The organism is Bacillus sp. FJAT-27251 (genome assembly GCF_001273925.1).
Classification (GTDB): Bacteria; Bacillota; Bacilli; order Bacillales; family Cytobacillaceae; genus Mesobacillus_B.
The window spans coordinates 4,102,840-4,123,782 of the sequence record NZ_LIGG01000001.1 but is presented as its reverse complement, the minus strand read 5'-3'; the positions used below and the strand labels follow the sequence as shown (position 1 = coordinate 4,123,782).

Below are 20,943 nucleotides of genomic sequence, written 5' to 3'. Positions count from 1 at the left end.
AGCCGGGGGGTGTTTTATAATAGAATGGAACGATACCAACGCGAAAGGAGCTTGATTGCATGAAAGTATTGGTTGTAGGTGCCAATGGCCAGATCGGCCGGCACTTGGTCCAGCTTTTAAAAGACAGCGGAAAGCATGAGGCACGGGCAATGGTTCGCAAGGAGGAGCAGCAGGAATACTTCCGCAGCATTGGAGTTGAAACCGTGCTGGCCAGCCTTGAGGGAAGCGTGGATGACATCGCCCAGGCCGTGAAAGGATGCGATGCCATTGTTTTCACGGCTGGATCTGGGGGGCATACCGGTCTGGATAAGACCTTGCTGATTGATCTGGACGGTGCTGCAAAAACGGTGGAAGCGGCAGAGCAGGCAGGCATTGATCGGTTCATCATGGTCAGCGCTATCCAGGCGCATCGCCGGGAGAATTGGAGCGAGCAGATCAAACCTTACTTTGCAGCCAAGCATTACGCTGATCGTGCGCTGCTGCAAAGCGTGTTGAATTACACCATTGTCCGTCCGGGCGGACTAATTAACGAGCCGGGTACAGGGAAAGTGACAGCAGCTGAAAATCTCGAACGGGGCAGCATTCCGCGTGAAGATGTCGCTAGGGTCATCCTGCATGCGCTGGATGAGGAACGCACGTTTAAAAGGTCATTCGATTTAGTTGGCGGGGGCACGCCGATTGCAGAGGCTCTGAAGGCTTTGTAAAACAATTAAAAGAGGAAAGCGGCAGAATGTATGGCCGCTTTCCTTTTTTTGTGGTTCAGCTGCTGTCAGAAAAACATATAGCGATTCTTGCCATGTTCTTTTGCCCGGTACATCGCGGCGTCTGCGTACTTCAGCAGTGTCCGTATACTTGAATCGTCCTCAGGGTAGAGCGTGATGCCAATGCTTGTGGACAGGGCAAGCTGGTGTTCATAAATTTTCCAGGATGACATGACATTAAGGACTTTCTGGGCATGCTGCGCGATTTTGTTTTTATCAGTAAGCTCTGGAATCAGGAGCACGAATTCATCGCCGCCCAGCCTGACGCCTAAACCGTTTTCCGGAAGGCAATCGCGAATCCGATGAGCTACTTCCTTTAAGACTATGTCGCCCAGTTCGTGGCCATACTTATCATTTACAGCTTTGAAGCCATCGAGGTCAAGGAACATGAGGGTGCCCTTAGCCGTTTTATCCAGGGTGATTTTTTCATCAAAAAGCTGATAGAGAAAATGCCTGTTATACAAGCCTGTCAATTGGTCTTTTGTGGCTTTCGCCTCGAGGTCGAGGACATAGGCGAACAGCTGCGACAGGTTTTCAAGCGCTTTTACAGCCTCCGGGCTGTATGTGGATGGTTTGGAATCCATCGCACAAAGGGTGCCGTACACTTCACCGTTTTGGTAAAACACAGGTACACCAAGGTAAGAGCCGATATTGGCCTTTTCTGCCAGGGGCAGGCTTTTGCTGATAGGATTTTCCTTGGCATTTTCAATTAATAGGGGTTCACGACCACCAAATAAGATGTGCTGTCAGTACACATCCTCAATGGCTATAAGGTCCCCCTCTTTTGCAAGAATACCATTATCGTTAGGGAGCAATTTTTCAAGCTTAATATGTTTCTCGTTTTTTTTCGCCAGCATAAGAGTCTTATCTGGCAGAATCGCATTCAAGATTTCCAGTAATTTTTGCGAGGCTTCAGCGAAATTTTTATACAGAACAGGGGCCATGCTGCTTTCTCCTTTACACTTTTCGTTTGACAGGACACTTCATCGTCTATTGCCTAATAAAAATATCCTACAAAACATCCCCATGTGTAAAGGAGAAACATAAAAACATGGGAAGTGGCACTGTTGCTTTAACGCACTAAACGGTGCCTGACCCCGGATGCGGTGAAGCGGTGAAGGGCCTTTTAAAAGGTGTTGTAGATGTTTTCGCATTCGGTTCCGGTTGGTTCGTAGAAGCAGTGGAGTTTGTAGCGGCCCGCCAATGGCTGGTTATACCAGGTTGGGGGGCAGTCGCCGGAGGGCCGGAAGTACCATAGACTGAACCGGGCCGGCCAGGAGCGTTCGCCGCGGACTGCCCTGCGTGCGAGGCGCTTTTCCGATGCCCTTGCCCGCTGATAAAAATAACCTTTTTGTGTGGCTTCAAAAGCATGCTCCTGAAAAACCATGTGAGGAATGGTGCGCAATCCTATAAAATCCGAACAGTTGGCTCTGATCCGGTTGATGCCGACTGTCCCGACATGCAGCATGCCAATGTGTCCTTCTCCCTCCGCTTCCGCCCTCAGCAATCTCGCCAAAAGATCGATATCCGCTTCTGTATGCTTCACCACAGCCATAAGCCCACCTCCAGTAAAATTAAGGATTAGCCTTCCCAGCCAGGTCTGACAGGTAAAGGAACACTGCTGGTTAGAATGCGGCCATTAAAGGATATGCAGGGGAGTGATTGGCCTATTATTCACCTAATAAGGAATGGGTACCCTTTTTTGGCAAATAGTAATAACACCCAGGAAATTTGAATGGAATAAAAATAACTACTCTTTTTCATTCATTCATAGTAACATGGAAAAATATCAGCTTGATACTGCAAAAGGAGTTAAAGTACATATGAAAAGTCATGAACAATGGACATCCAAACTTGGCTTCATCCTTGCCGCCGCAGGGTCGGCGATTGGCTTGGGTGCCATCTGGAAATTTCCTTATCTGGCCGGAACCAATGGGGGAGCCATCTTTTTTCTTTTATTCATCATCCTTACCATCTTTGTGGGAGCACCGATTTTGATAGCGGAATTTATCGTAGGGCGAAACAGCCAAAAAGATGCTGTCAGGGCCTACCAGAAACTCGCTCCAGGAAGCAAATGGCATTATGTCGGCTATGCCGGTGTCCTTTTTTCCTTTATCCTGCTGTCTTTTTACAGTGTGGTCGGCGGCTGGATCCTATCGTACCTGTGGCGCGGCCTGACAGGATCTTTGACCGATGCGGACTATGGAGCGGTTTTTGGCGAGGTCATTTCCAATCCGGTGGAAGTGGTGGCCGCCCAGTTCATTTTTATGCTGATGACGATTTTCGTCGTGAAAGGCGGTATCCAGAAGGGAATTGAGCGGGCCAGCAAATACATGATGCCAGCTTTGTTTCTGTTTTTTATTATCCTTGGAATCCGCTCGCTGACACTCGATGGTGCCATGGAAGGTGTCAGGTTCTTGCTTTACCCTGATTTCTCCGCCATTACGGGTGAAACCATCCTCATGGCGCTTGGACAGGCGTTTTTTACATTGAGTGTCGGGATTTCTGTCATGGTCACATATTCATCCTACTTATCCAACAAGGAAAACCTCACCAAATCAGCTTTTTCGGTAGTAGGGTTGAATATATTCATCTGCCTGCTTGCCGGGCTGGTCATTTTCCCGGCCGTCTTTGCGCTCGGCTTTGAACCAGGCGAAGGACCAGGGCTTGTGTTTGTCGTCCTGCCGGCGGTATTCAATGAAATCGCGTTTGGCGGTGTGTTCCTGGTCATCTTCCTGATTCTGCTTTTGTTTGCAACCTTGACCTCGGCCTTCTCCATCCTGGAAATAGTGGTCGCGGCGCTAGTAAAAGATGATGCAGACCGGAGAGGGAAGATTTCCTGGATCAGCGGCTTGCTTATTTTCATGGTGGGTGTTCCAAGTGCGCTTTCCTTTGGTATGCTGTCAGATGTCCAGATTTTTGGGAAGTCGATCTTTGATTTCTCCGATTTTCTTGTAACCAACCTGGGACTGCCTATTGGCGCACTGTTTATTTCCCTTTTTGTGGCCTACCGTTTGCCGCGCGAGCTTGTAAAAGAAGAGCTGAACAAAGGGACGAAGGGGCTCGGGATCCTGTTCGACATCTGGTATGCAGCGATCCGCTACATCGCCCCAGTTGGGATTGTGCTGGTCTTCCTAAGTTCGCTGGGAATTATTTAGAACTAACCGGAGAGGGCTGTCTATTGGCAGCCTTTTTGCATAGCTTGTCTGCCTATCCTGAAGGGGAAGCTGAGTGATGCATAGAAAAAAGCGGATGCCGAACAGGGAGGGAACCTGCGCGGCATCCGCTTTTGATTTTAAAATGACCTTGTCACCTCAGCCATTCTTCCAGAAATTCAGCAGTTTCCAGTTCAAGATCAAGGTAGTCTTTTAATAGAAGGGCCAGTGCCTGATAGAGCGGATGGCTGGTCCCTTTCAGCAGCCTGTCGCACAGCAGGTACACCCATCTGGCCAGATGTACTGTAATAAAAGAATGCTGGTCCTTCAACAATTCCCTTATTGCTGCTTCATCACCGTATTCGAGGGATGAACGAACCAGATAGGAAAGGAATTCGAGCTCGACCGCGATGTGATCGTCGGGCTGATTGTTTTCATGGGTAAACCTCAGGCCATATTTGCGGTAAAAGGCCCGGGCCTGAAGTGTTTGCTCATCAAATAAAATATGCTCGCGCCCAAGGTAGACGGATTCCCATAGCGGCGCAGGCAGCGGATTGGGACCCGTGAATAGGTCGTGATAGGCCGAAACAGCCTTTTGAAGGACAGCGTCATCTTCCCGGAATTTTTTGATCTCTTGTTCAATTTTCTTCGCATTCTCGTTCATTTCCGCCAAAGATTGAAAGCCAGGGTCATTCAGAATGACAAGAAAATAATTTTTTTCAGGAGGATGATTGAATAAAAAACGAATCGCATCGTTCAATACCAGTCTTGTATAAAATAATTCCTCAAAAGGAGCTGTAAATCTGTCTTCTGCGAGTGCATTCATCAGGAAACCCCCTACTTTCCAATCTAATTATCAAGAATATACAAGTATTCTAACGGAAAGTTTCTTTCAAACATGCCTCCCCATGCAGTTTTCACACAATCGCCGCAAATTTTTGAGCAATCTATGAACAATAATTTGTTTTTTGGTTAACCTATATTTGGCGTTTTAGAACAGGCATAGATTGGTTTTCCTTATTTTTACTATAGTTATATGACATTTATCATATAAAAGATATGACACCTGGGACTTACAAGGTTTGTTTCCGTTTTCTATAATAAAATTAACATCACCTAGAAAGGGGAATTGTACCATTGAACAATCATAACCCTAAAGCTTTGCGGAAGCAGGTTGCCCCTTATGAAAAATCGGAACTATCGAAAAGCATATGGCAAATCATCAATACGCTGGGGCCATTTTTCCTGCTCTGGTATTTAGCTTACCAAAGCCTTTCCATTTCGTATTTTCTTACATTGGGAATCGCTGTAATTGCAGCCGGTTTTCTTGTGCGGATCTTCATCATTTTTCACGACTGCACCCACCATTCCTTTTTTAAAAACAGGAAGGCCAACCGAGTCCTTGGAACAATCACGGGCATTTTGACGCTCTTCCCGTATGATCAATGGGGATATGAACACTCCGTCCATCATGCGACAAGCAGCAATCTGGACAAGCGCGGGACCGGGGATCTTTGGATGCTAACGGTTGACGAGTACCTTGAAGCGCCATTTTGGACCAAGGTAAAGTACAGGCTGTACCGCAATCCATTTGTAATGTTCATACTTGGACCAATCTATGTATTCGGAATTACAAACCGTTTTAACCGCAAGGGAGCAAGGCAAAAAGAGAAAAATAACCTTTATTTTACTAATGTCATGCTTGTCTTGATTATCGGCTTGCTTTCATGGGCAATCGGCTGGCAGAACTTCCTGCTTGTTCAGGGCCCGATTTTCATGATTTCAGGCGGCCTTGGCATCTGGCTGTTCTACATCCAGCACACGTTTGAGGATTCCTATTTCGAAGAAGATGAGCATTGGGAATATGTGAAGGCTGCTGTAGAAGGAAGCTCCTTTTACAAGCTGCCAAAGCTGCTCCAGTGGCTGACCGGGAACATTGGCTTTCACCATGTGCATCATTTAAGCCCTCGTGTTCCAAATTACAAGCTCGAAGAAGTGCATGAAAATACAGTTCCGCTGCAAAATGTGCCGACGATTACGCTGGCGGCGAGCCTTGGTGCGATTAAATTCAAACTATGGGATGAAGAAGGCAAGAAGTTTGTGACCTTTGCACATTTGAAAAAGGCTGCAAAAAAATCTGTCTCCTCTTCGGCGAGAACTCAGGTATAAACTGGTTTTACACTCTCCTTTCACTGAGGAGAGTTTGTTTTTTATAGACATGGGACGAGTGCCGGCGATTATGGTAAAATATTGATATCAAAGAACGAGGTTGCATGCATGATTAGACAATACTGGAACTTGCTGAAAACGACCGGAATCTCTCCGTATATCTGGACCATCCTTGGCATTTTGCCATTTTATTTTATCTTTTCACAAACTCTTTCCACAATTGTGATTGTGACTGGCTTGATTTTGACGGTGTCCTTTTTTGTTTTTTACCGGCTGGCGTTTATCTCCAAAAGCTGGGCCGTGTATATTTGGACCGTGATGCTGATCGGCATTTCCGTCGCCTCGACGACTTTGTTCAGCTATGTGTATTTTGCTTTTTTCATTGCTTATTTTATAGGGAATATCAACCAGAAAATCCCGTTTTTTGTTTTGTATTTTATCCATCTTGTCGGCATGTCGGCGGCGATTAATTTCGAATTGATTTTAAAAGAAGATTTGTTCTTGACTCAGCTGCCTTTCGTAATCATTGTCTGGATCAGCATCATCTTCCTGCCGCTCAGCATCAGGAACCGGAATGTGCGCGGACGGCTGGAGGAAAAGCTGGAAGATGCAAACAAGCGGATTTCCGAACTGGTGAAACTTGAAGAACGCCAGCGGATCGCACGGGACCTTCATGACACACTGGGGCAAAAGCTTTCACTTATTGGACTAAAAAGCGATTTGGCAAGCCGATTGGTTTATAAGGACCCTGAGCAGGCAAGGGCTGAATTGAAGGATGTCCAGCAGACGTCACGGACGGCTCTGAATGAAGTCCGGAAAATGGTCGCTGAAATGCGCGGTATCCGGGTAAAAGAGGAACTTGCCCGAGTACAGCAAATTTTGAAGGCGGCAGAAATTGAGTTTCACTGCGATGCCGAGCTGCCGGTGAAAAACGTCTCCCTTCTGACCGAGAACATTCTCAGCATGTGTCTGAAGGAAGCGGTGACCAATATCGTCAAACACAGTGCTGCCGCTAATTGCAGTGTGGAACTGATCCAGTCGCCAAAGGAAATCACTTTGATGGTGAAGGATGATGGCAAAGGCGGTGTGACGGAAGAGGACTTTGCCAAGGGAAGCGGTTTGAACGGAATGAGAGAACGCCTTGAATTTGTGAATGGCACCCTTGATATCAAGGAAGAGGGCGGGACATTATTAGTCATAAAAGTGCCGAGGTTTGTCGAGCAAAAGGATAGGGAGGGAGCAAAATGATCAGGATTGTCATCGCGGAGGACCAGCGGATGCTGTTGGGAGCATTGGGATCCCTGCTCAGCCTCGAGGATGATATGGAAGTGGTTGGAAAGGCGAGCAATGGGGAAGAAGCGGTGGAACTTGTTAAAAAGCTTCAGCCTGATATTTGCATCATGGATATAGAAATGCCGGGAAAAACCGGGCTGGAAGCTGCAGAGGAACTAAAACCGCATGGCTGCAAGGTGATTATCTTAACCACCTTTGCCCGTTCCGGCTATTTTCAGCGCGCCCTGAAGGCGGGGGTGAAGGGCTACCTGCTGAAAGACAGCCCGAGCGAAGAGCTGGCAAGTTCCATTCGCAGCGTCATGGCCGGCCGGCGGATGTTCGCACCTGAGCTGATGGATGACATCTACAGCGAGGAAAACCCGCTTACAGAGAGGGAGATGGAAGTCCTTGGCCTGGTGGCGGACGGCAAAAATACAAAGGACATCGCCAGCGAGCTGACCATCACCACCGGAACGGTAAGGAACTATATTTCCACCATCCTTGACAAGCTGGAAGTGACGAACCGAATCGAAGCCATCAGGCAGTCAAAGGAAAAAGGATGGTTCAAATAGGCAGACATAGACAAAAAACCGGGCAACAAGCGCAAGCTTGTTGCCCGGTTTTTTGCATTAAAGCCCTAACGCGTGCCTGACCCCCTTTAGTGCAGTGAAGAGTGCCTGACCCCTAGTTTTTTGAGAATCACTTTTTCTAGCCTATTCCATGGAAGTATTTTTTTGAACAGGAGGCTGTTTTTTACGCCTTTGCCGATTGGGTACCTGAGATCGGGGCTCTGCTGCTGGGCGGCTATTTTGGCCACGAGTTTGGCCACGTCCTCCGGGTTTCCGTGGCTGGCCTTGCCGCTGTCGACTTCCTTCATCAGGACGGTCATATATTCGTAATACGGGGAATCCTGTTCCACTTTGATTGTGTCCATGCTGGACCAGATGTTGGTTTTATAGGATCCTGGTTCGACGAGGACCACATCAATCCCGAAAGGTTTTAGCTCCAGCCGCAAACTTTCGCTAAAGCCTTCCAGCGCATGCTTGGAGGCAGTGTAGGGAGACAGCCCCGGAAAGCCGACCAGTCCGCTGATGCTGCTGATATTGATGATCCGGCCATGCTGGTTCTGCCGCATAAAGGGCAGGACAGCCTGAGTCACCCCAATCACGCCAAACACATTCGTTTCGAATTGCTGGCGGTAATCATCGAGCTGCAATTCTTCGCAAAAACCGCCGAGCGCGTAGCCGGCGTTATTAACGAGAACCTCAATTTTGCCGAAAGATTGTATGTATTGCTTAAATTGCTGTATGGAAAGGGAAGAAGCCACATCAAGAGCCTGAATTTCGATGTGTTTTTCCAATTGTCTTTCCTTCGCCAGCTTCATAAGTGCGTCGCTTTTGTTCGGATCCCTCATGGTGGCGACCACATGGAAGCCCTCTTTCGCCAGTTCCAGTGCGCATAAGAGGCCAAAACCGCTTGATGAACCAGTCACAATGGCCGTTTTCATGCCAATTTCCTCCTTGTTTGTAAAAAGTGATCTAAAACTACAATAAGCGAGGAGAAGGGTTTTGACCAGCAGAAAAGGCTGGGTGTCCAAGGTAATGGGGGATGCAGCGCATTAAACGGGGAAAGCGGGTCAGGCACCCTTTACTCTGGTAAAGGGTGCCTGACCCGCTTTAGTTTATTAAAGGGTGCCTGACCCCAAAAATGTTATTCTCGCGGATGCAGGCCGTCAAGTGCCATTTGGGTGAGGGTGGTTTCGGCCTCTTCTGTGGAATGGGCGATGACCAGGCCGACGGCTTTGGATGTGCTGCTGCCGCAAGGGACATAGTCTGCATCAAGAAAGCCAATCGGGACGAACTTACCTGAATCCATGTAATTCTCTACCACAGGGACAAGATCGTCAAAAGAGCTTGTCCACTCCAGGTTGCACAGTCTCATGACACTTTTTCCGTAGTTTCGTTGGATATCACGATAAAGCAGCAATCCGCACGTCGAAGCGTTAAAGCGGACGTTCAAGTCAATAAAGTAGAATGAATCACCCTTAACCAGGACATCGAACCCCGCTACGCCAACATAGCCGGTGTCGGCAATCCTTTTCATCACCCAGTACCCTGTCTCAGCAATAGGCGCAATTTTGTCATCGATGTCCACCGAAATCCAGCTCCCCCGGAAGCAGCCTTCCTGATTGACAATCTGCTCCGACCTTCCCAGAAACCTGATTTCGCCATCAGGGTTGACGGCATAGTGAACGGAAATATTTTCATCATACTCAATATGCTCTTCGACAATGATTTTCGATAAGTCACAGAAAGTCTCATCAACACTGTTTAGCTGATGTTCATCATGGACGAGCATGACCCCGCAGCCACCGGATGTCGGCCTCCCGTCCCCGGACTTCAACACAAGCGGCAGCTGCGGTTTTTCCTGCAAAATCTCCGCAAGGCTCATCATTTTCCTTTGCGGATAATGTCCTGCCGGAACCAAATCAGGGATGCTCCGTTTATCGCAAAGATAAGCATGTACATCCGGATCCACCCAGTGCAGCTCGGGAGAGGCCTTTTCTGCGGGATGCGGGTATTGGAAAATCACCTTTTTGTTTAGATATTCCAGCTGATGCAGGAGTGCCAGATAGTCTTCTTCACTGCTGTAAGTATAAAGGGAGGCAGGAACGGTTAACCCGGCTTTCCGCAGGAGTCTCAATGCCGGCTCCGTGACAGTGCCCACATGGCAGATTACCGGTGCATCACCTGCTACACTGAGCTCTCTGCCTGTCAGTGCTTCCAAACTTAAAACATCGCTGGAGAAATGCGAATAATCCTCGGAGTAAAGCTTTGGATTATAAATATACCCTTGTCCATACAAGCTTTCGATAGTGTGCGAGGGACGAAGTGTGTTGGGAATGGACGTCTTGGCATAAGCTAACTGTTTCATGGACATTCCTCCAAACTATGAAATTTTATCGTTTTTTATAAGATAGGATGGCTGCAGCAGCATGAGCAGGTGGCCGTATTCACATCCATGACAGGGGACCATATTACCGCCATACAGGAAGGCATCAGCATGCTGTGTATTAAAACCAAAAGGGAAGGCATCGCACCACGACAGAGCTTTGAAAAGAAGCTCTCCGCACCACGACCAGGATGTCACACCAAAGTGGATGACATCCTGGTTAGGGGGAGGAATGAAACGAAAGATTTATCCCGCTTTAACTGGCAGTAAGCCCCCCACTTAAAGACTTCAGGGAGAACCAATATGGATAAGCGGGGAATCAACTGCCAGTAAAAGCCCGATTTGTGAAATAAGATTTTTCGCCCTTAGAAAAATCAATCGGGCTATGCGCGACTAACATTCATTAGGGGATGAAGAAAACCCCCACTGAATGAAGTTTCACTTTATAGATAGAAACGAAAATATTTTCGTACTATTCTTTTAATACACATTTTTACAGTTTTTGAAACTAGGTCCATTTTCTCATCCTAAAGTAGGAGAAATTGTTCCTGCTTTTTATGGAGGGAAAATGCTTCCAAACCCTTTAAGCTTGAAGCAGATGAAATAATATAAAGGGAGAGATTGAAATGAATGATTCAGATAAAAAAGTGGTCATGATTACAGGTGCTTCAAGAGGTCTTGGGCGGGCGCTGGCGCTGGCTTTTGCAAGGGAAGGCGCCTCCCTTTCCATCTGCGCCAGGAACTGGGCTTCTCTTTTAAAGGTAAAGGAGGCAGCAGAAGCTCTGGGGAGCAAGGTGCTTGCTGTCAGCGCAGACGTGGGGCACCCGCGTGATGTCGAACGCTTTGCGGCCGTGACAGAGGAAACATTTGGCCAAGTGGATGTTTTGATCAATAATGCGTCCATTATCGGTCCTAGTCCAATGCCATTGCTGCTGGACTATCCAGAAGAAGATTTTATGGAAGTTTTAAAGGTAAATGCCTTTTCGCCTTTTCTGGTAACGCGCCGAGTGCTTCCAGGAATGCTTCAGAGAAACAGGGGCAGCATCATCAATGTAACGTCGGAGGCGGGAAATACTGGCTATGCTGGCTGGGGGGCATACGGAATTTCCAAATTTGCACTGGAGGGGCTTACGGAGACTTGGGCCGATGAGCTTCAAGGAACAAACATTAAAATCAATATGGTCGACCCGGGGGAAATGGATACTCAAATGCATGCGCTAGCTGTACCGGAATGCGATTATCCACTCGCCAAGCCGGAAAGCCTCACAGGCGTCTTTCTTTACCTCGCCTCGGAAAAATCGGCCGGCATTAGCGGCCGGAGGTTTGAAGCGCAGGGTTTCAGAGGGGTGGAGCCACTATGAAAACAGCACAGCTTGACTTTGATCTGCCGCAAGAATTAAACGCTTCCATACCCCCTGAAAGACGGGGCATCCGCAGGGATCATGTCAGGATGATGGTGCTAGACCGGAAAACGGGGGAAAGGGTCCACGACACCTTCTTCCAGATTGGGAATTATTTGAAGACGGCTGACTTGATTATATTGAATTCAAGCAGGACCATACCCGCTCTTTTAAAAGGAATCTGGAAACGCGGGACGACCTTAATGGATACTGAAGTTGAAGTCCGGCTGGCAAGTCGGAAGGATGACAGCACTTGGGAGGCGCTCGTGGCCGCTGCAGGAGCAAGCGTGGGGGATACATTGCAATTCCCTGCGGGGCTGTCAGGTGTCATTACGGGAGAGAAAGCATCTTCCCCCTTAAAAACCATCCTTTTTTCAAGAGCAGGCACAGAGCTATATAACATCCTTTATGATATTGGCGAACCGATTACCTATGAATACATCGAAAAGCCATTGAAGTTAGACTACTACCAGACCGTTTTTGCCAGCAGCCCAGGCTCGGTGGAAATGCCCTCAGCCGGCAGGGCTTTCAGCTGGGAACTGCTCTTTCAGCTGCAGAATATGGGCGTCTCCATTGCCTTTATCCAGCTTCATACCGGGCTAAGCTACCTGGGTGAAGATTTTGATTTTCATCCTGGAGACCATGGCGAAACATATCATGTTCCCGAGAAGGTTATGCAGAAAATCAGCAGCACAAAAGCTGCCGGCGGCCGAATCATTGCCGCAGGAACGACGGTGGTCCGCGCCCTTGAAACAGCGGCAGCAGGCGAAAAGCTTTCAGGCTCGACCAATCTGTACATCAACAGGGAAACCCGTTTAAAAATGGTTGACGGCATCCTTACCGGATTTCATGAACCGAAAGCCAGCCATCTTGATATGCTTACCGCTTTTGTTTCGGATCACCATTTGCTGTGCGCTTATCAGGAGGCAGTTATAAGCGGTTACCTGTGGCATGAATTTGGCGATATGAATTTGATTTTATAAAGGAGGCTATGGCTGGGCGATTTCACCTTCGGCCTGTAGTTCAATACGAGCATAGGAGCACCTGTTTCCTTGCATCCATTATGCCTAAACCACTATGATGAAAAAAACAAATCAGAATGGAAGGTGAATGGTTTGGAAAAACAGCTGCCGCCAGGACAATTCAAAAGTGAGAAATGGCCGATCCTCCACGTTGGCGATGTGTATCAGTTCGATGAAGCAACATGGAATTTCAGGCTATTTGGGGAGTTGAAAAACGAGGTCCTCTTGACTTATCAGGAATTCATGAGCCTGCCAACCCGGGTGTCCACTGTGAACATGCATTGTGTCACAACCTGGTCAAAGTTTGGAACAAGCTTTGAAGGAGTGCCTTTTCGCGAGCTGCTGAATCTCGTAGAGCTCGAGGAAGGTGTGGAATATGTCCAAATCTATGGGTATTACGATGGCGATCGCTTTGGGTATAATGCGAATTTGCCTTTGAAAGCACTCTTGGGGGATGACTCCTTGTTCGTGTTCCGCTGGAAAGATAAGGATCATGACTGGGCCGACCTGGATCCAAAGCATGGCTTTCCAATCCGGTTTATTCCACCAGAAACCTTTTACCTTTGGAAAGGGACCAAATGGGTATCCGGCATCCGTTTCATGAAAGAAGATGAAGCAGGTTTCTGGGAAGAAATGGGCTACTCGATGACCGCCAATCCATTTAAGGAAGAGAGGTATCGCTAGAATCATCTTCTAATGATGAGAGGTATCGGTATAATCATCTCCATATGAAAAGAAGAAAGGCGGCTTTCCACAGCAGGGGAGCCGCCTTTAGACAGGGTAACTCCTTAAAAAGCAGGGTTCTTTATTTAAAAATTAGATATAATGGGAAAAGATACCGATTTAGGAGGAGTTCATGGCAATGGACGCAAGATACGAAGAAATCGGCATCCTGAAGGAGATTGCCGAGGTATTGAACGAAAGTACTGAGAGTGAATTCATGCTTTCCCAGGTGTTAAGAAAACTCCTGCACCTCACAGGGCTTGAGACAGGGTGGGTCTTCCTTATTGATGAAAACGGCCGCCATGTTCTGGCCGCCGAGGAACATCTGCCCCCTGCGCTATCAGTTGAAAACAAACGCAGGATGTGCCAGGGTGATTGCTGGTGTGTCAGCCGCTATCATAAAAAGCAATTAACCAGGGCTACCAATATTATAGAATGCAAGCGAATTGAAGAGGCGATCGAAGAGGGAAACGAAGATACCGGCGGGCTGACCCACCATGCAACCGTTCCATTGCGGGCCGGAGGCGAACGGTTCGGTCTCCTGAATGTTGGATCGCCAAAGAAAAAGGAGTTCAGAAGCGATGAACTTGCCCTGCTCGAAGGGGTAGCCTACCAGATAGGGACTGCGCTGAAAAGGATTCACCTGACACAGCGGGAACAGGAGACAGCCTTGCTTGCTGAACGGAACCGGCTTGCCAGAGATCTGCATGATTCTGTCAATCAGTTGCTTTTTTCGCTCAGCCTTACCGCACGCGGCGGCATGGAAATGTCAACTGGAGAAGTCCGGGAAACTTTTGGCTATATCCAGGATCTCTCCCAGGAAGCTCTCGGGGAAATGAGGGCCCTCATTTGGCAGCTGAAACCGCGGGGGCTGGAAAAGGGATTAGTGAGCAGCCTGATGGAATATGCAGGGATGCTGGGACTGACGATTCATACAGAGGTTACGGGCATTGCATCGTTTCCGGCAAGGGTGGAGGAGGCGCTGTGGCGCATCGGCCAAGAGGCATTGGCCAATTGTAAAAAGCATGCACAGACATCCTTTGTTCACCTTCATTTTAAAATAAGCAAGGCATCAGTGACCATGAGCATCCGGGATGAGGGATGCGGTTTTGAGCATGATGAAAACCGCGACCTGCCTTCACTTGGCCTAAAGAGCATGAAGATGCGGACAGAAGCCCTTAAAGGGAGATTTTATCTGAAGTCCGGCCATGGGCAAGGAACAGAAATTACCATTGAACTGCCTATTTAAAGGAGAGGAACAATATGGGAACGAAAATCTTAATTGCCGATGACCATCATATTGTCAGAAGAGGATTGGTCTTTTTTCTGCGTACCCAGCATGATTTGGAAATTATCGGGGAAGCAGGGAACGGCAGTGAAGCGATCGAGCTGGCCAGGAAGCACAAGCCTGACCTGATATTGATGGACCTCGTCATGCCGGTGATGGATGGAATACAGGCGACGAAAATCATCAAGAAGGAGCAGCCTGATATAAAAATCATGATCCTTACCAGCTTTTCCGATCAGGACCATGTGCTGCCTGCCATGGAAGCCGGTGCCTCAGGGTATCAGCTGAAGGACATTGAGCCGGATGATCTGGTGGTCTGCATCCGTAAGATGATGGCCGGAGAAAGCCAGCTTCATCCAAAGGCCACTTCACAACTCCTCGCCAACTTGTCCAACAAACGGAGAAAGGAGAACCAGCTGGCGGAACAGCTGACTAAAAGGGAAATGGAGGTTCTTCGGGAAATCGCATCAGGGAAAAGCAACAAAGAAATTGCGGCAGCCTTGTTCATTACCGAAAAAACCGTAAAAACGCATGTTTCCAACCTGCTTGGCAAGCTTGAGGTTGCCGACAGGACCCAGGCCGCCTTGTATGCCGTCAAGCATCACCTGGTGTAAAAGCGGTGGTTCTAATCGGCCGCTTGGCTTAGTTGCAGCGGGTTTTCACTATATTGTCATTTATTACTGATAAAACACCCTGATCTTGAATTGACTTGAGAATGATTTTCATTATAATTAAAATGAAAAGCGTTACGATAGAATCCAAAGGTTTATAGGATGGACAACAAACGAAGCATTGAACTGCCGGTCAAAAGCAGGGGATGCTACAACAGGATGGGAAGAAGGTTGGATCAATGCAGTGGGTTAGAAACGTGAAAATGCACCTAAATGGATGGGCTGTGCTCACCGTATTGTTTGTCCTGATCATTCTCCTGCCGAACATCTCGGTATTCGCCCAGCTATTTACGCCTCCAAATGAGAATTGGTACCATATTAAGGAGTTTCTCCTGAAAAGTTATATATTCAATACTATGACTCTCGTAATCTTTACGGCACTGTTTACGATTCTGATCGGAGTCAGCGCTGCCTGGTTTATCTCGGCCTATGATTTTCCTTTTAAAAATTTCTTTAAATGGGCGCTCGTATTGCCGCTGGCGATTCCGCCTTACATAGGAGCCTATACCTATCACGGAATCCTGAACTACACGGGCGTCATTCAGACCACTTTGCGGAATTCCTTTGATGTCCAGGTGCAGCAAAAGTATTTTGACATCATGACAATGCCTGGCGCCGTGTTTATCTTCACGATGTTTTTGTTTCCGTACGTGTATATCATCACAAGGAGCTTTCTGGAAAAACAGGCTGCTTCCCTGATTGAAAATGCGAGGCTGCTTGGCAGCTCCTCGCTTGAAATCTTTTACCGGGTGGTCATTCCCATTTCCCGCACGGCGATCATTGGCGGAGCAAGCCTTGTGGTCCTGGAGGTCCTGAATGATTTTGGAGTCGTCAAGTATTTCGGGATTCCAACCTTCAGCACTGCCATTTTCCAGGCCTGGTTTGGGATGGGGGACCATGGCTCTGCTGTCCGGCTCGCCGGAATCCTAATGAGCATTGTCATTGTAATTCTGGTCCTTGAGAAACTGTTTAGAGGGCGGAAAAAATATAGTTTCTCCACTTCCAAAGTACGCCCTATACAAAAAATGAAGCTAACCGGCCTGAAGGGCTGGGGAATGTTCGCCTATTTCCTTGCCATCTTTTCACTCGCTTTCCTGATTCCTTTTGTTCAGCTTGTACATTGGGCTTTCATGACCTATGAGCTAATTTTTACCGAGGAATTCTTCAGGCTGATTTGGAACTCGGTGTTTGTCGCAGTGATTGCGGCGAGCGTGATTGTCGCCGCAGCGCTGATAATCGGGAATTACACGAGGCTCACGGATGGAAGGGTGGCAAAAGCCATGTCCAGGGTGACAATCCTTGGCTATTCGATGCCTGGGGCTGTCATTGCCATCGGTGTCATCACTCTTTTTATTGCGCTGGATAAAAAGCTGTTTTCATTTTACGAGGCAATCGGCCTGCAGCCGACCCTGATCTTAAGCTTGAGTGTCAGCATGCTGATTTTCGCCTATGTGATCAGGTTTCTTGCCATCGGCTACAACTCCATCGAGGCCGGATTCGAGAAGGTTGGGCGTTCGTTTACGGAAGCATCGCGCCTGCTCGGCATGTCGGTTACAAAGACTTTTTTTAAAGTGGACCTGAAAATGATCAAAGGGGCAGTGTTCAGCGGCTTCATCCTCGTTTTTGTTGATATTTTGAAGGAGCTGCCGTTAACTATGATTCTACAGCCCTTTAATTTCTACACGCTTGCGACAAAAGCGTTCCAATATGCGAGTGATGAAATGATCCAGGAAGCAGCGATTGCCTCGCTCCTGATCATCGTCATCAGCGGACTGTCCATCTTCTTTTTCCACGTCATCATGGAAAAAGAGCAACACTGAAGCTTCATTTGACAAAAGCGTGCCTGACCCCCGATGCGGTAACGCGTTACCGCACCGGGGGTCAGGCACGCTTTTGGTTTGTGTGGTAAAATAGCAATCGTGAGTTTTGAGTTAAAGGAGTGCAGGATGAGAAATTATTTGTTTGCAAGTTTGCTAGTACTGCTGTTTATTTTGTCTGGCTGTGGCGGTGTTGTCGAGGAGACTCGCCAGACAAAGGGCCAGCCTGCTCACCAGGAAATTTCACCGGAAAGCCGGAATAAGGCCCAGGAAGCAGCGGAAAGTCCGCTTAAGGAAGACATCGAGGGTCTAAAGGCAAAAGTTCTTTCGGTGGTGGACGGCGATACCTTCAAGGTCAGGCTCGATAATGGGCGGGAAGAAACGGTAAGGATGACCTTGATTGATACCCCTGAGACGAAGCACCCGAAGCTGGGCTTACAGCCATTTGGCAAGGAAGCGTCGGCATTCACGACTTCCCGGCTGACAGGCAAGGACGTTCTTCTTGAACTGGATGTCCAGGAAAGGGACCGCTATGGGCGTGTTCTTGCCTACGTTTGGCTTGAAGGCCAGCTCTTCAATCAGACTTTGATTGAAGAAGGATTGGCAAGGGTCGCCGTTTTTCCGCCAAATACCAAATATGTGGACACATTCCGTGAAGCTCAGCGGAAAGCGGAAACAGCGGGGAATGGCATCTGGAGCATTGAGGATTATGTCCAGGAAAAGGGGTATGATACCGAGGCAGCAGAACAGCAAAACGGAGTTCCTGGAGCAGCAAGTGATGGTACTTGTGAGGGGAAAGTTAAAGGAAACAGAAACTCAAAAATTTACCATACACCCTCAGGCAATTATTACGATGAAGTATCAGAGCAGAATATCGTCTGGTTCTGTACGGAAGAAGAGGCCAAAGCAGCCGGCTATAGGGCTTCAAAACGATAGCGCGCTTTGTTTGTTGAAAAAAAGGAACTTATCGTTAGATAAGTTCCTTTTTCTTGCACTTGTCTGCCAGCTCCATCAATTCACGGTCATCCAGGTCCAAAATTTCTGCCTCTGAAAGGTCTTTCATTGCGCCGAGGACGATTGTTTCCATTTGATACCTTTCGACCTCGCTTAGAAAGTATGATTTCATTACCAGCATGTTCTTCCACCTCTATTAATTGCAGACTTTTATTCTACAATATGAAATTAAGTCCAAAGTCGTGACGGTTTGCAATTGGAAATGAATGGTTATTCATTCATTGTACTCTAAATTGTAATACATAATAACACATTAATCAATCTCATGTATAATTATTTTTATAAGTATACATCTGCTAAGCCAGTACTAAAAGGGGGGGATTTTATATGAATATAATTGACCTGCATTGCGATGCTTTGCTAAAGCTGCAGGAAGCAGGGGGGAAGCTCCGCTTTGCTGACGCACACGAGCTTGATGCCAACCTGCAGCGTCTGCGGCAAGGAGGCGTGGCTGTCCAGTGCTTTGCCATTTTTATCGACCCTGACATCAAGCAGGAGCATAAATTTGATGCGGCACTTGGGCAAATCGATTTGTTTTATCGTGAAGTGCTTGGAAGAAATCCGGATATGAAGCATCTCAAGCACTGGGAGGATTTTGACACCCTCGAAAAGGGGAAGGTGGGGGCGTTTCTTTCGCTTGAAGGAGTGGATGCGATCGGAAATGACCTTGGCAAGCTGCGGATCCTTTACCAGCTTGGTGTGCGTTCAGTCGGCCTCACCTGGAACAACGCCAACCTTGCCGCAGATGGGGCAGGGGAGCCCCGGGGAGCAGGGCTTACATCATTTGGTAAAGAAATTGTCCATTTAAACAACCAGCATAAAGTGCTGACGGATGTCTCGCATCTTTGTGAAAAAGCTTTCTGGGACACCATCGAAGCTGCAGATTATCCGATTGCCAGCCATTCCAATTCACGGCATCTCTGCAATCATGTCCGCAATTTGCATGACCAGCAGGCGAGAGCGGTGTTTGAAAAGAACGGCATGCTGCATGTCGTTTTCTGTCCGGATTTTGTTGTCGAAGGGGGAAAAGCGGATGTTCAGGATGTGGTCCGCCATATCGACCGCTTCTGCTCGCTGGGCGGTGTGAATAACCTTGGCTTCGGCTCTGACTTTGATGGGATTTCCAGCCATGTAAGCGGCCTGGAGAACGCTTCGCTGTACCAAAACCTGATTAATGAGCTGCTGAAGCATTTCAGCGAGGAACAGGTGAGAGGTTTCGCTTTTCAAAATTTTCTTGACCATCGGCCTAAATGACAAAGAGCCAGCCAGGATTTTTCCTGGCTGGTTCTTTGGGCTGTTTGAGACTTCGGTGAATTTGAGTAGATTCTTTGCTTTAAAGGATTGCCTACTCCCTTACTTCCAGGGCTTCCACCATTTTTTTCCGCCGTCTGCCTTTGCGGCGGCGGCTTCTCGGAAGGTGTCGACCATCCCTTTAAACACCTCGTCACGCTGCTGGATTTCGCCGCGGAAATTTTCCCGCTCCAGTTTAATCGTTTCAAGGTAATATTCCCTGTCCATGGCAAGTTGTTCGTTCAGCGTGCTTAATTCGGCAGCTGTCATTTCCTTGTTCTGGGCAATGTATTCTGTCAGGATCTTAAATTCATCAGACGTTTCATCCAAGCGTGAAGCCAGGACCTGCAGCTCTTCGGAAGTACCTTTCGAAAGCTTCGCAATGTTGCTGGAAAGGGTCGACATTTCCTTTGCGGTTCCCTTTGACAGCTTGGCGACATTATCTTTAAGAGCGGTTACCTCCTTCCTGGTACTGTTCGTGACCTTCGTAACGCTCTGTGACAGGTTGGACAGCTCCCTGGTTGTGCCTTTCGAAAGCTTCGCAACGTCCTGCGAAAGAGAGCCAACCTTCTCTTCCGTTCCCTTTGCAGTCGAAATAAGTGTGCTGGACAGGTTTTCTACCGTCTCGGAGGTATGTTCCGAAGCTTTCGCAACCTGGTTTGAAAGCTCGTCCAGATCGGCTTTCATCCTTTCCTTGGATCTCGAAATGGATAAGGAAAGGGCCTTGATCGTCTGCAGCGAGCCTGAAGCGATGTCCTTCTTGACTTCGTCGACGATTTCGCTGCGCAGATTGTGGCGGATTTCCATCTTCACATCATGAAGGAGGTCCTGCTTATAGGCTTCAAGCGCATGGAAAAAGCCTTCGACATCAAAGTCCGGCTGCCTGGGAGGAGCCGGGGGCTGTGCCTGCTGGACTTGTGCGTTCTCAGGGACCATCGGCAGGTTGGCGGCCGGGGCAGGCTCGGATTCGGAACCCTCTTTTGCTGCAATCTCCATATGTTTTTGCAGCAGCTCGCGTATCATATCCTTGCTCAGGTTTTTGCTGCGCATTTGTTTGATTTTCACCAGCAGTTCGATTTCCTGGTCTGTATAGAATCTTGCTCCTTGTCTGGTGCGCGGGACCACTAGAAGCCCCTCTAGGTCTTTTTCCCATTGACGGATGGTACCGGAAGGAACATTGATTTTCCTTGAAACCTCTTTGATGGTGTAAGCCTTCATAAATTGAGTGTCTTTCATTTTTGCCAACCCTTTCTTTATTTAGTAGACCTGAGTATCGAAAGCAGGACTCAATTGGTTTTTATTTCAATTCAGCAAAGGGGCACCCATTTTCCTGCAAGGTGACAAAAGCTATCAAAACAAGTGCAGATTCACCAGGACGGTCCATAAAACAACAAATGCACGTTCGTTAC

General features: G+C 48.0%; 22 protein-coding genes. 14 read left to right on the top strand and 8 right to left on the bottom strand.

The annotated features are described in order from the left end of the window. Positions 1–59: 59 nt before the first annotated feature. Positions 60–704, top strand: a complete 645-nt coding sequence (locus ADU22_RS19440; RefSeq protein ID WP_053363642.1) for an SDR family oxidoreductase — start codon at positions 60–62, stop codon at positions 702–704. A gap of 65 nt (positions 705–769) precedes the next feature. Here ADU22_RS19440 and ADU22_RS19435 read toward each other — a convergent pair whose 3' ends face one another. The 3 genes from ADU22_RS19435 to ADU22_RS19425 all read right to left on the bottom strand — a co-directional run bounded on the left by ADU22_RS19435 (position 770) and on the right by ADU22_RS19425 (position 2,316). Next, positions 770–1,501, bottom strand: coding sequence for a sensor domain-containing diguanylate cyclase (locus tag ADU22_RS19435; protein ID WP_286132415.1), 732 nt, complete (start codon positions 1,499–1,501; stop codon positions 770–772). 6 nt (positions 1,502–1,507) lie between these two features. After that, the gene (locus tag ADU22_RS19430; protein ID WP_053363640.1) at positions 1,508–1,705 is read right to left on the bottom strand and encodes a hypothetical protein; all 198 of its coding nucleotides are present in this window, start codon (positions 1,703–1,705) and stop codon (positions 1,508–1,510) included. 182 nt (positions 1,706–1,887) lie between these two features. Then, complete coding sequence (locus tag ADU22_RS19425) at positions 1,888–2,316, bottom strand: cell wall hydrolase (RefSeq protein WP_053363639.1); 429 nt, start codon at positions 2,314–2,316, stop codon at positions 1,888–1,890. Positions 2,317–2,584: 268 nt separating this feature from the next. On the opposite strand from ADU22_RS19425, the gene ADU22_RS19420 reads away from it, so the two are divergent. After that, the gene (locus ADU22_RS19420) at positions 2,585–3,919 is read left to right on the top strand and encodes a sodium-dependent transporter (protein WP_053364673.1); all 1,335 of its coding nucleotides are present in this window, start codon (positions 2,585–2,587) and stop codon (positions 3,917–3,919) included. Between the two features lie 151 nt (positions 3,920–4,070). Here the strand turns inward: ADU22_RS19420 and ADU22_RS19415 are convergent, their stop codons facing one another. Next, on the bottom strand, positions 4,071–4,742 hold the full coding sequence (locus ADU22_RS19415; RefSeq protein ID WP_053363638.1) for a TorD/DmsD family molecular chaperone: 672 nt from the start codon (positions 4,740–4,742) through the stop codon (positions 4,071–4,073). Positions 4,743–5,053: 311 nt separating this feature from the next. On the opposite strand from ADU22_RS19415, the gene desA reads away from it, so the two are divergent. From desA to ADU22_RS19400, 3 genes are all read left to right on the top strand, one after another. Further along, on the top strand, positions 5,054–6,085 hold the full coding sequence (desA, locus tag ADU22_RS19410; protein ID WP_053363637.1) for a Delta(5) desaturase DesA: 1,032 nt from the start codon (positions 5,054–5,056) through the stop codon (positions 6,083–6,085). Between the two features lie 108 nt (positions 6,086–6,193). Then, a complete protein-coding gene (locus ADU22_RS19405; protein ID WP_053363636.1) occupies positions 6,194–7,333 on the top strand; it encodes a sensor histidine kinase in 1,140 nt (379 codons plus the stop codon). Beyond that, entirely contained in the window at positions 7,330–7,929 is a 600-nt protein-coding gene (locus ADU22_RS19400; protein ID WP_053363635.1) for a response regulator transcription factor, read from the top strand. Before ADU22_RS19405 ends, ADU22_RS19400 begins: the two co-directional genes overlap by 4 nt. An 86-nt stretch (positions 7,930–8,015) precedes the next feature. Here ADU22_RS19400 and ADU22_RS19395 read toward each other — a convergent pair whose 3' ends face one another. Together ADU22_RS19395 and ADU22_RS19390 are read right to left on the bottom strand one after the other, a co-directional pair. Next, a complete protein-coding gene (locus tag ADU22_RS19395) occupies positions 8,016–8,864 on the bottom strand; it encodes an oxidoreductase (RefSeq protein ID WP_053363634.1) in 849 nt (282 codons plus the stop codon). A gap of 203 nt (positions 8,865–9,067) precedes the next feature. Next, entirely contained in the window at positions 9,068–10,291 is a 1,224-nt protein-coding gene (locus tag ADU22_RS19390) for an ATP-grasp domain-containing protein (protein WP_053363633.1), read from the bottom strand. A 69-nt stretch (positions 10,292–10,360) separates the two neighbouring features. Here ADU22_RS19390 and ADU22_RS19385 point away from each other — a divergent pair, with 69 nt between their 5' ends. From ADU22_RS19385 to ADU22_RS19350, 8 genes are all read left to right on the top strand, one after another. Continuing rightward, positions 10,361–10,579, top strand: coding sequence for a hypothetical protein (locus tag ADU22_RS19385; RefSeq protein ID WP_156324402.1), 219 nt, complete (start codon positions 10,361–10,363; stop codon positions 10,577–10,579). Between the two features lie 356 nt (positions 10,580–10,935). Further along, on the top strand, positions 10,936–11,670 hold the full coding sequence (locus ADU22_RS19380) for an SDR family NAD(P)-dependent oxidoreductase (protein WP_053363631.1): 735 nt from the start codon (positions 10,936–10,938) through the stop codon (positions 11,668–11,670). Further along, positions 11,667–12,692, top strand: a complete 1,026-nt coding sequence (locus ADU22_RS19375) for an S-adenosylmethionine:tRNA ribosyltransferase-isomerase (RefSeq protein ID WP_053363630.1) — start codon at positions 11,667–11,669, stop codon at positions 12,690–12,692. The genes ADU22_RS19380 and ADU22_RS19375 overlap by 4 nt, the downstream gene beginning before the upstream one ends. Positions 12,693–12,824: 132 nt before the next feature. Continuing rightward, positions 12,825–13,415 carry a molybdopterin-dependent oxidoreductase gene (locus ADU22_RS19370; RefSeq protein ID WP_053364672.1) on the top strand — a complete coding sequence of 197 codons (591 nt, stop codon included), beginning with the start codon at positions 12,825–12,827 and terminating at the stop codon, positions 13,413–13,415. A gap of 172 nt (positions 13,416–13,587) precedes the next feature. Next, a complete protein-coding gene (locus ADU22_RS19365) occupies positions 13,588–14,703 on the top strand; it encodes a GAF domain-containing sensor histidine kinase (RefSeq protein WP_053363629.1) in 1,116 nt (371 codons plus the stop codon). 14 nt (positions 14,704–14,717) lie between these two features. Beyond that, a complete protein-coding gene (locus ADU22_RS19360) occupies positions 14,718–15,356 on the top strand; it encodes a response regulator (protein WP_053363628.1) in 639 nt (212 codons plus the stop codon). A gap of 236 nt (positions 15,357–15,592) precedes the next feature. Further along, entirely contained in the window at positions 15,593–17,233 is a 1,641-nt protein-coding gene (locus ADU22_RS19355; RefSeq protein ID WP_053363627.1) for an ABC transporter permease, read from the top strand. A 126-nt stretch (positions 17,234–17,359) separates the two neighbouring features. Further along, on the top strand, positions 17,360–18,166 hold the full coding sequence (locus tag ADU22_RS19350) for a thermonuclease family protein (RefSeq protein WP_053363626.1): 807 nt from the start codon (positions 17,360–17,362) through the stop codon (positions 18,164–18,166). A gap of 34 nt (positions 18,167–18,200) precedes the next feature. Here the strand turns inward: ADU22_RS19350 and ADU22_RS25065 are convergent, their stop codons facing one another. Further along, complete coding sequence (locus ADU22_RS25065; RefSeq protein WP_173427560.1) at positions 18,201–18,365, bottom strand: hypothetical protein; 165 nt, start codon at positions 18,363–18,365, stop codon at positions 18,201–18,203. Positions 18,366–18,571: 206 nt separating this feature from the next. On the opposite strand from ADU22_RS25065, the gene ADU22_RS19345 reads away from it, so the two are divergent. Further along, on the top strand, positions 18,572–19,498 hold the full coding sequence (locus ADU22_RS19345) for a dipeptidase (RefSeq protein WP_053363625.1): 927 nt from the start codon (positions 18,572–18,574) through the stop codon (positions 19,496–19,498). 99 nt (positions 19,499–19,597) lie between these two features. Here the strand turns inward: ADU22_RS19345 and ADU22_RS19340 are convergent, their stop codons facing one another. Continuing rightward, positions 19,598–20,770, bottom strand: a complete 1,173-nt coding sequence (locus ADU22_RS19340; RefSeq protein WP_082252934.1) for a MerR family transcriptional regulator — start codon at positions 20,768–20,770, stop codon at positions 19,598–19,600. Positions 20,771–20,943: the final 173 nt, after the last annotated feature.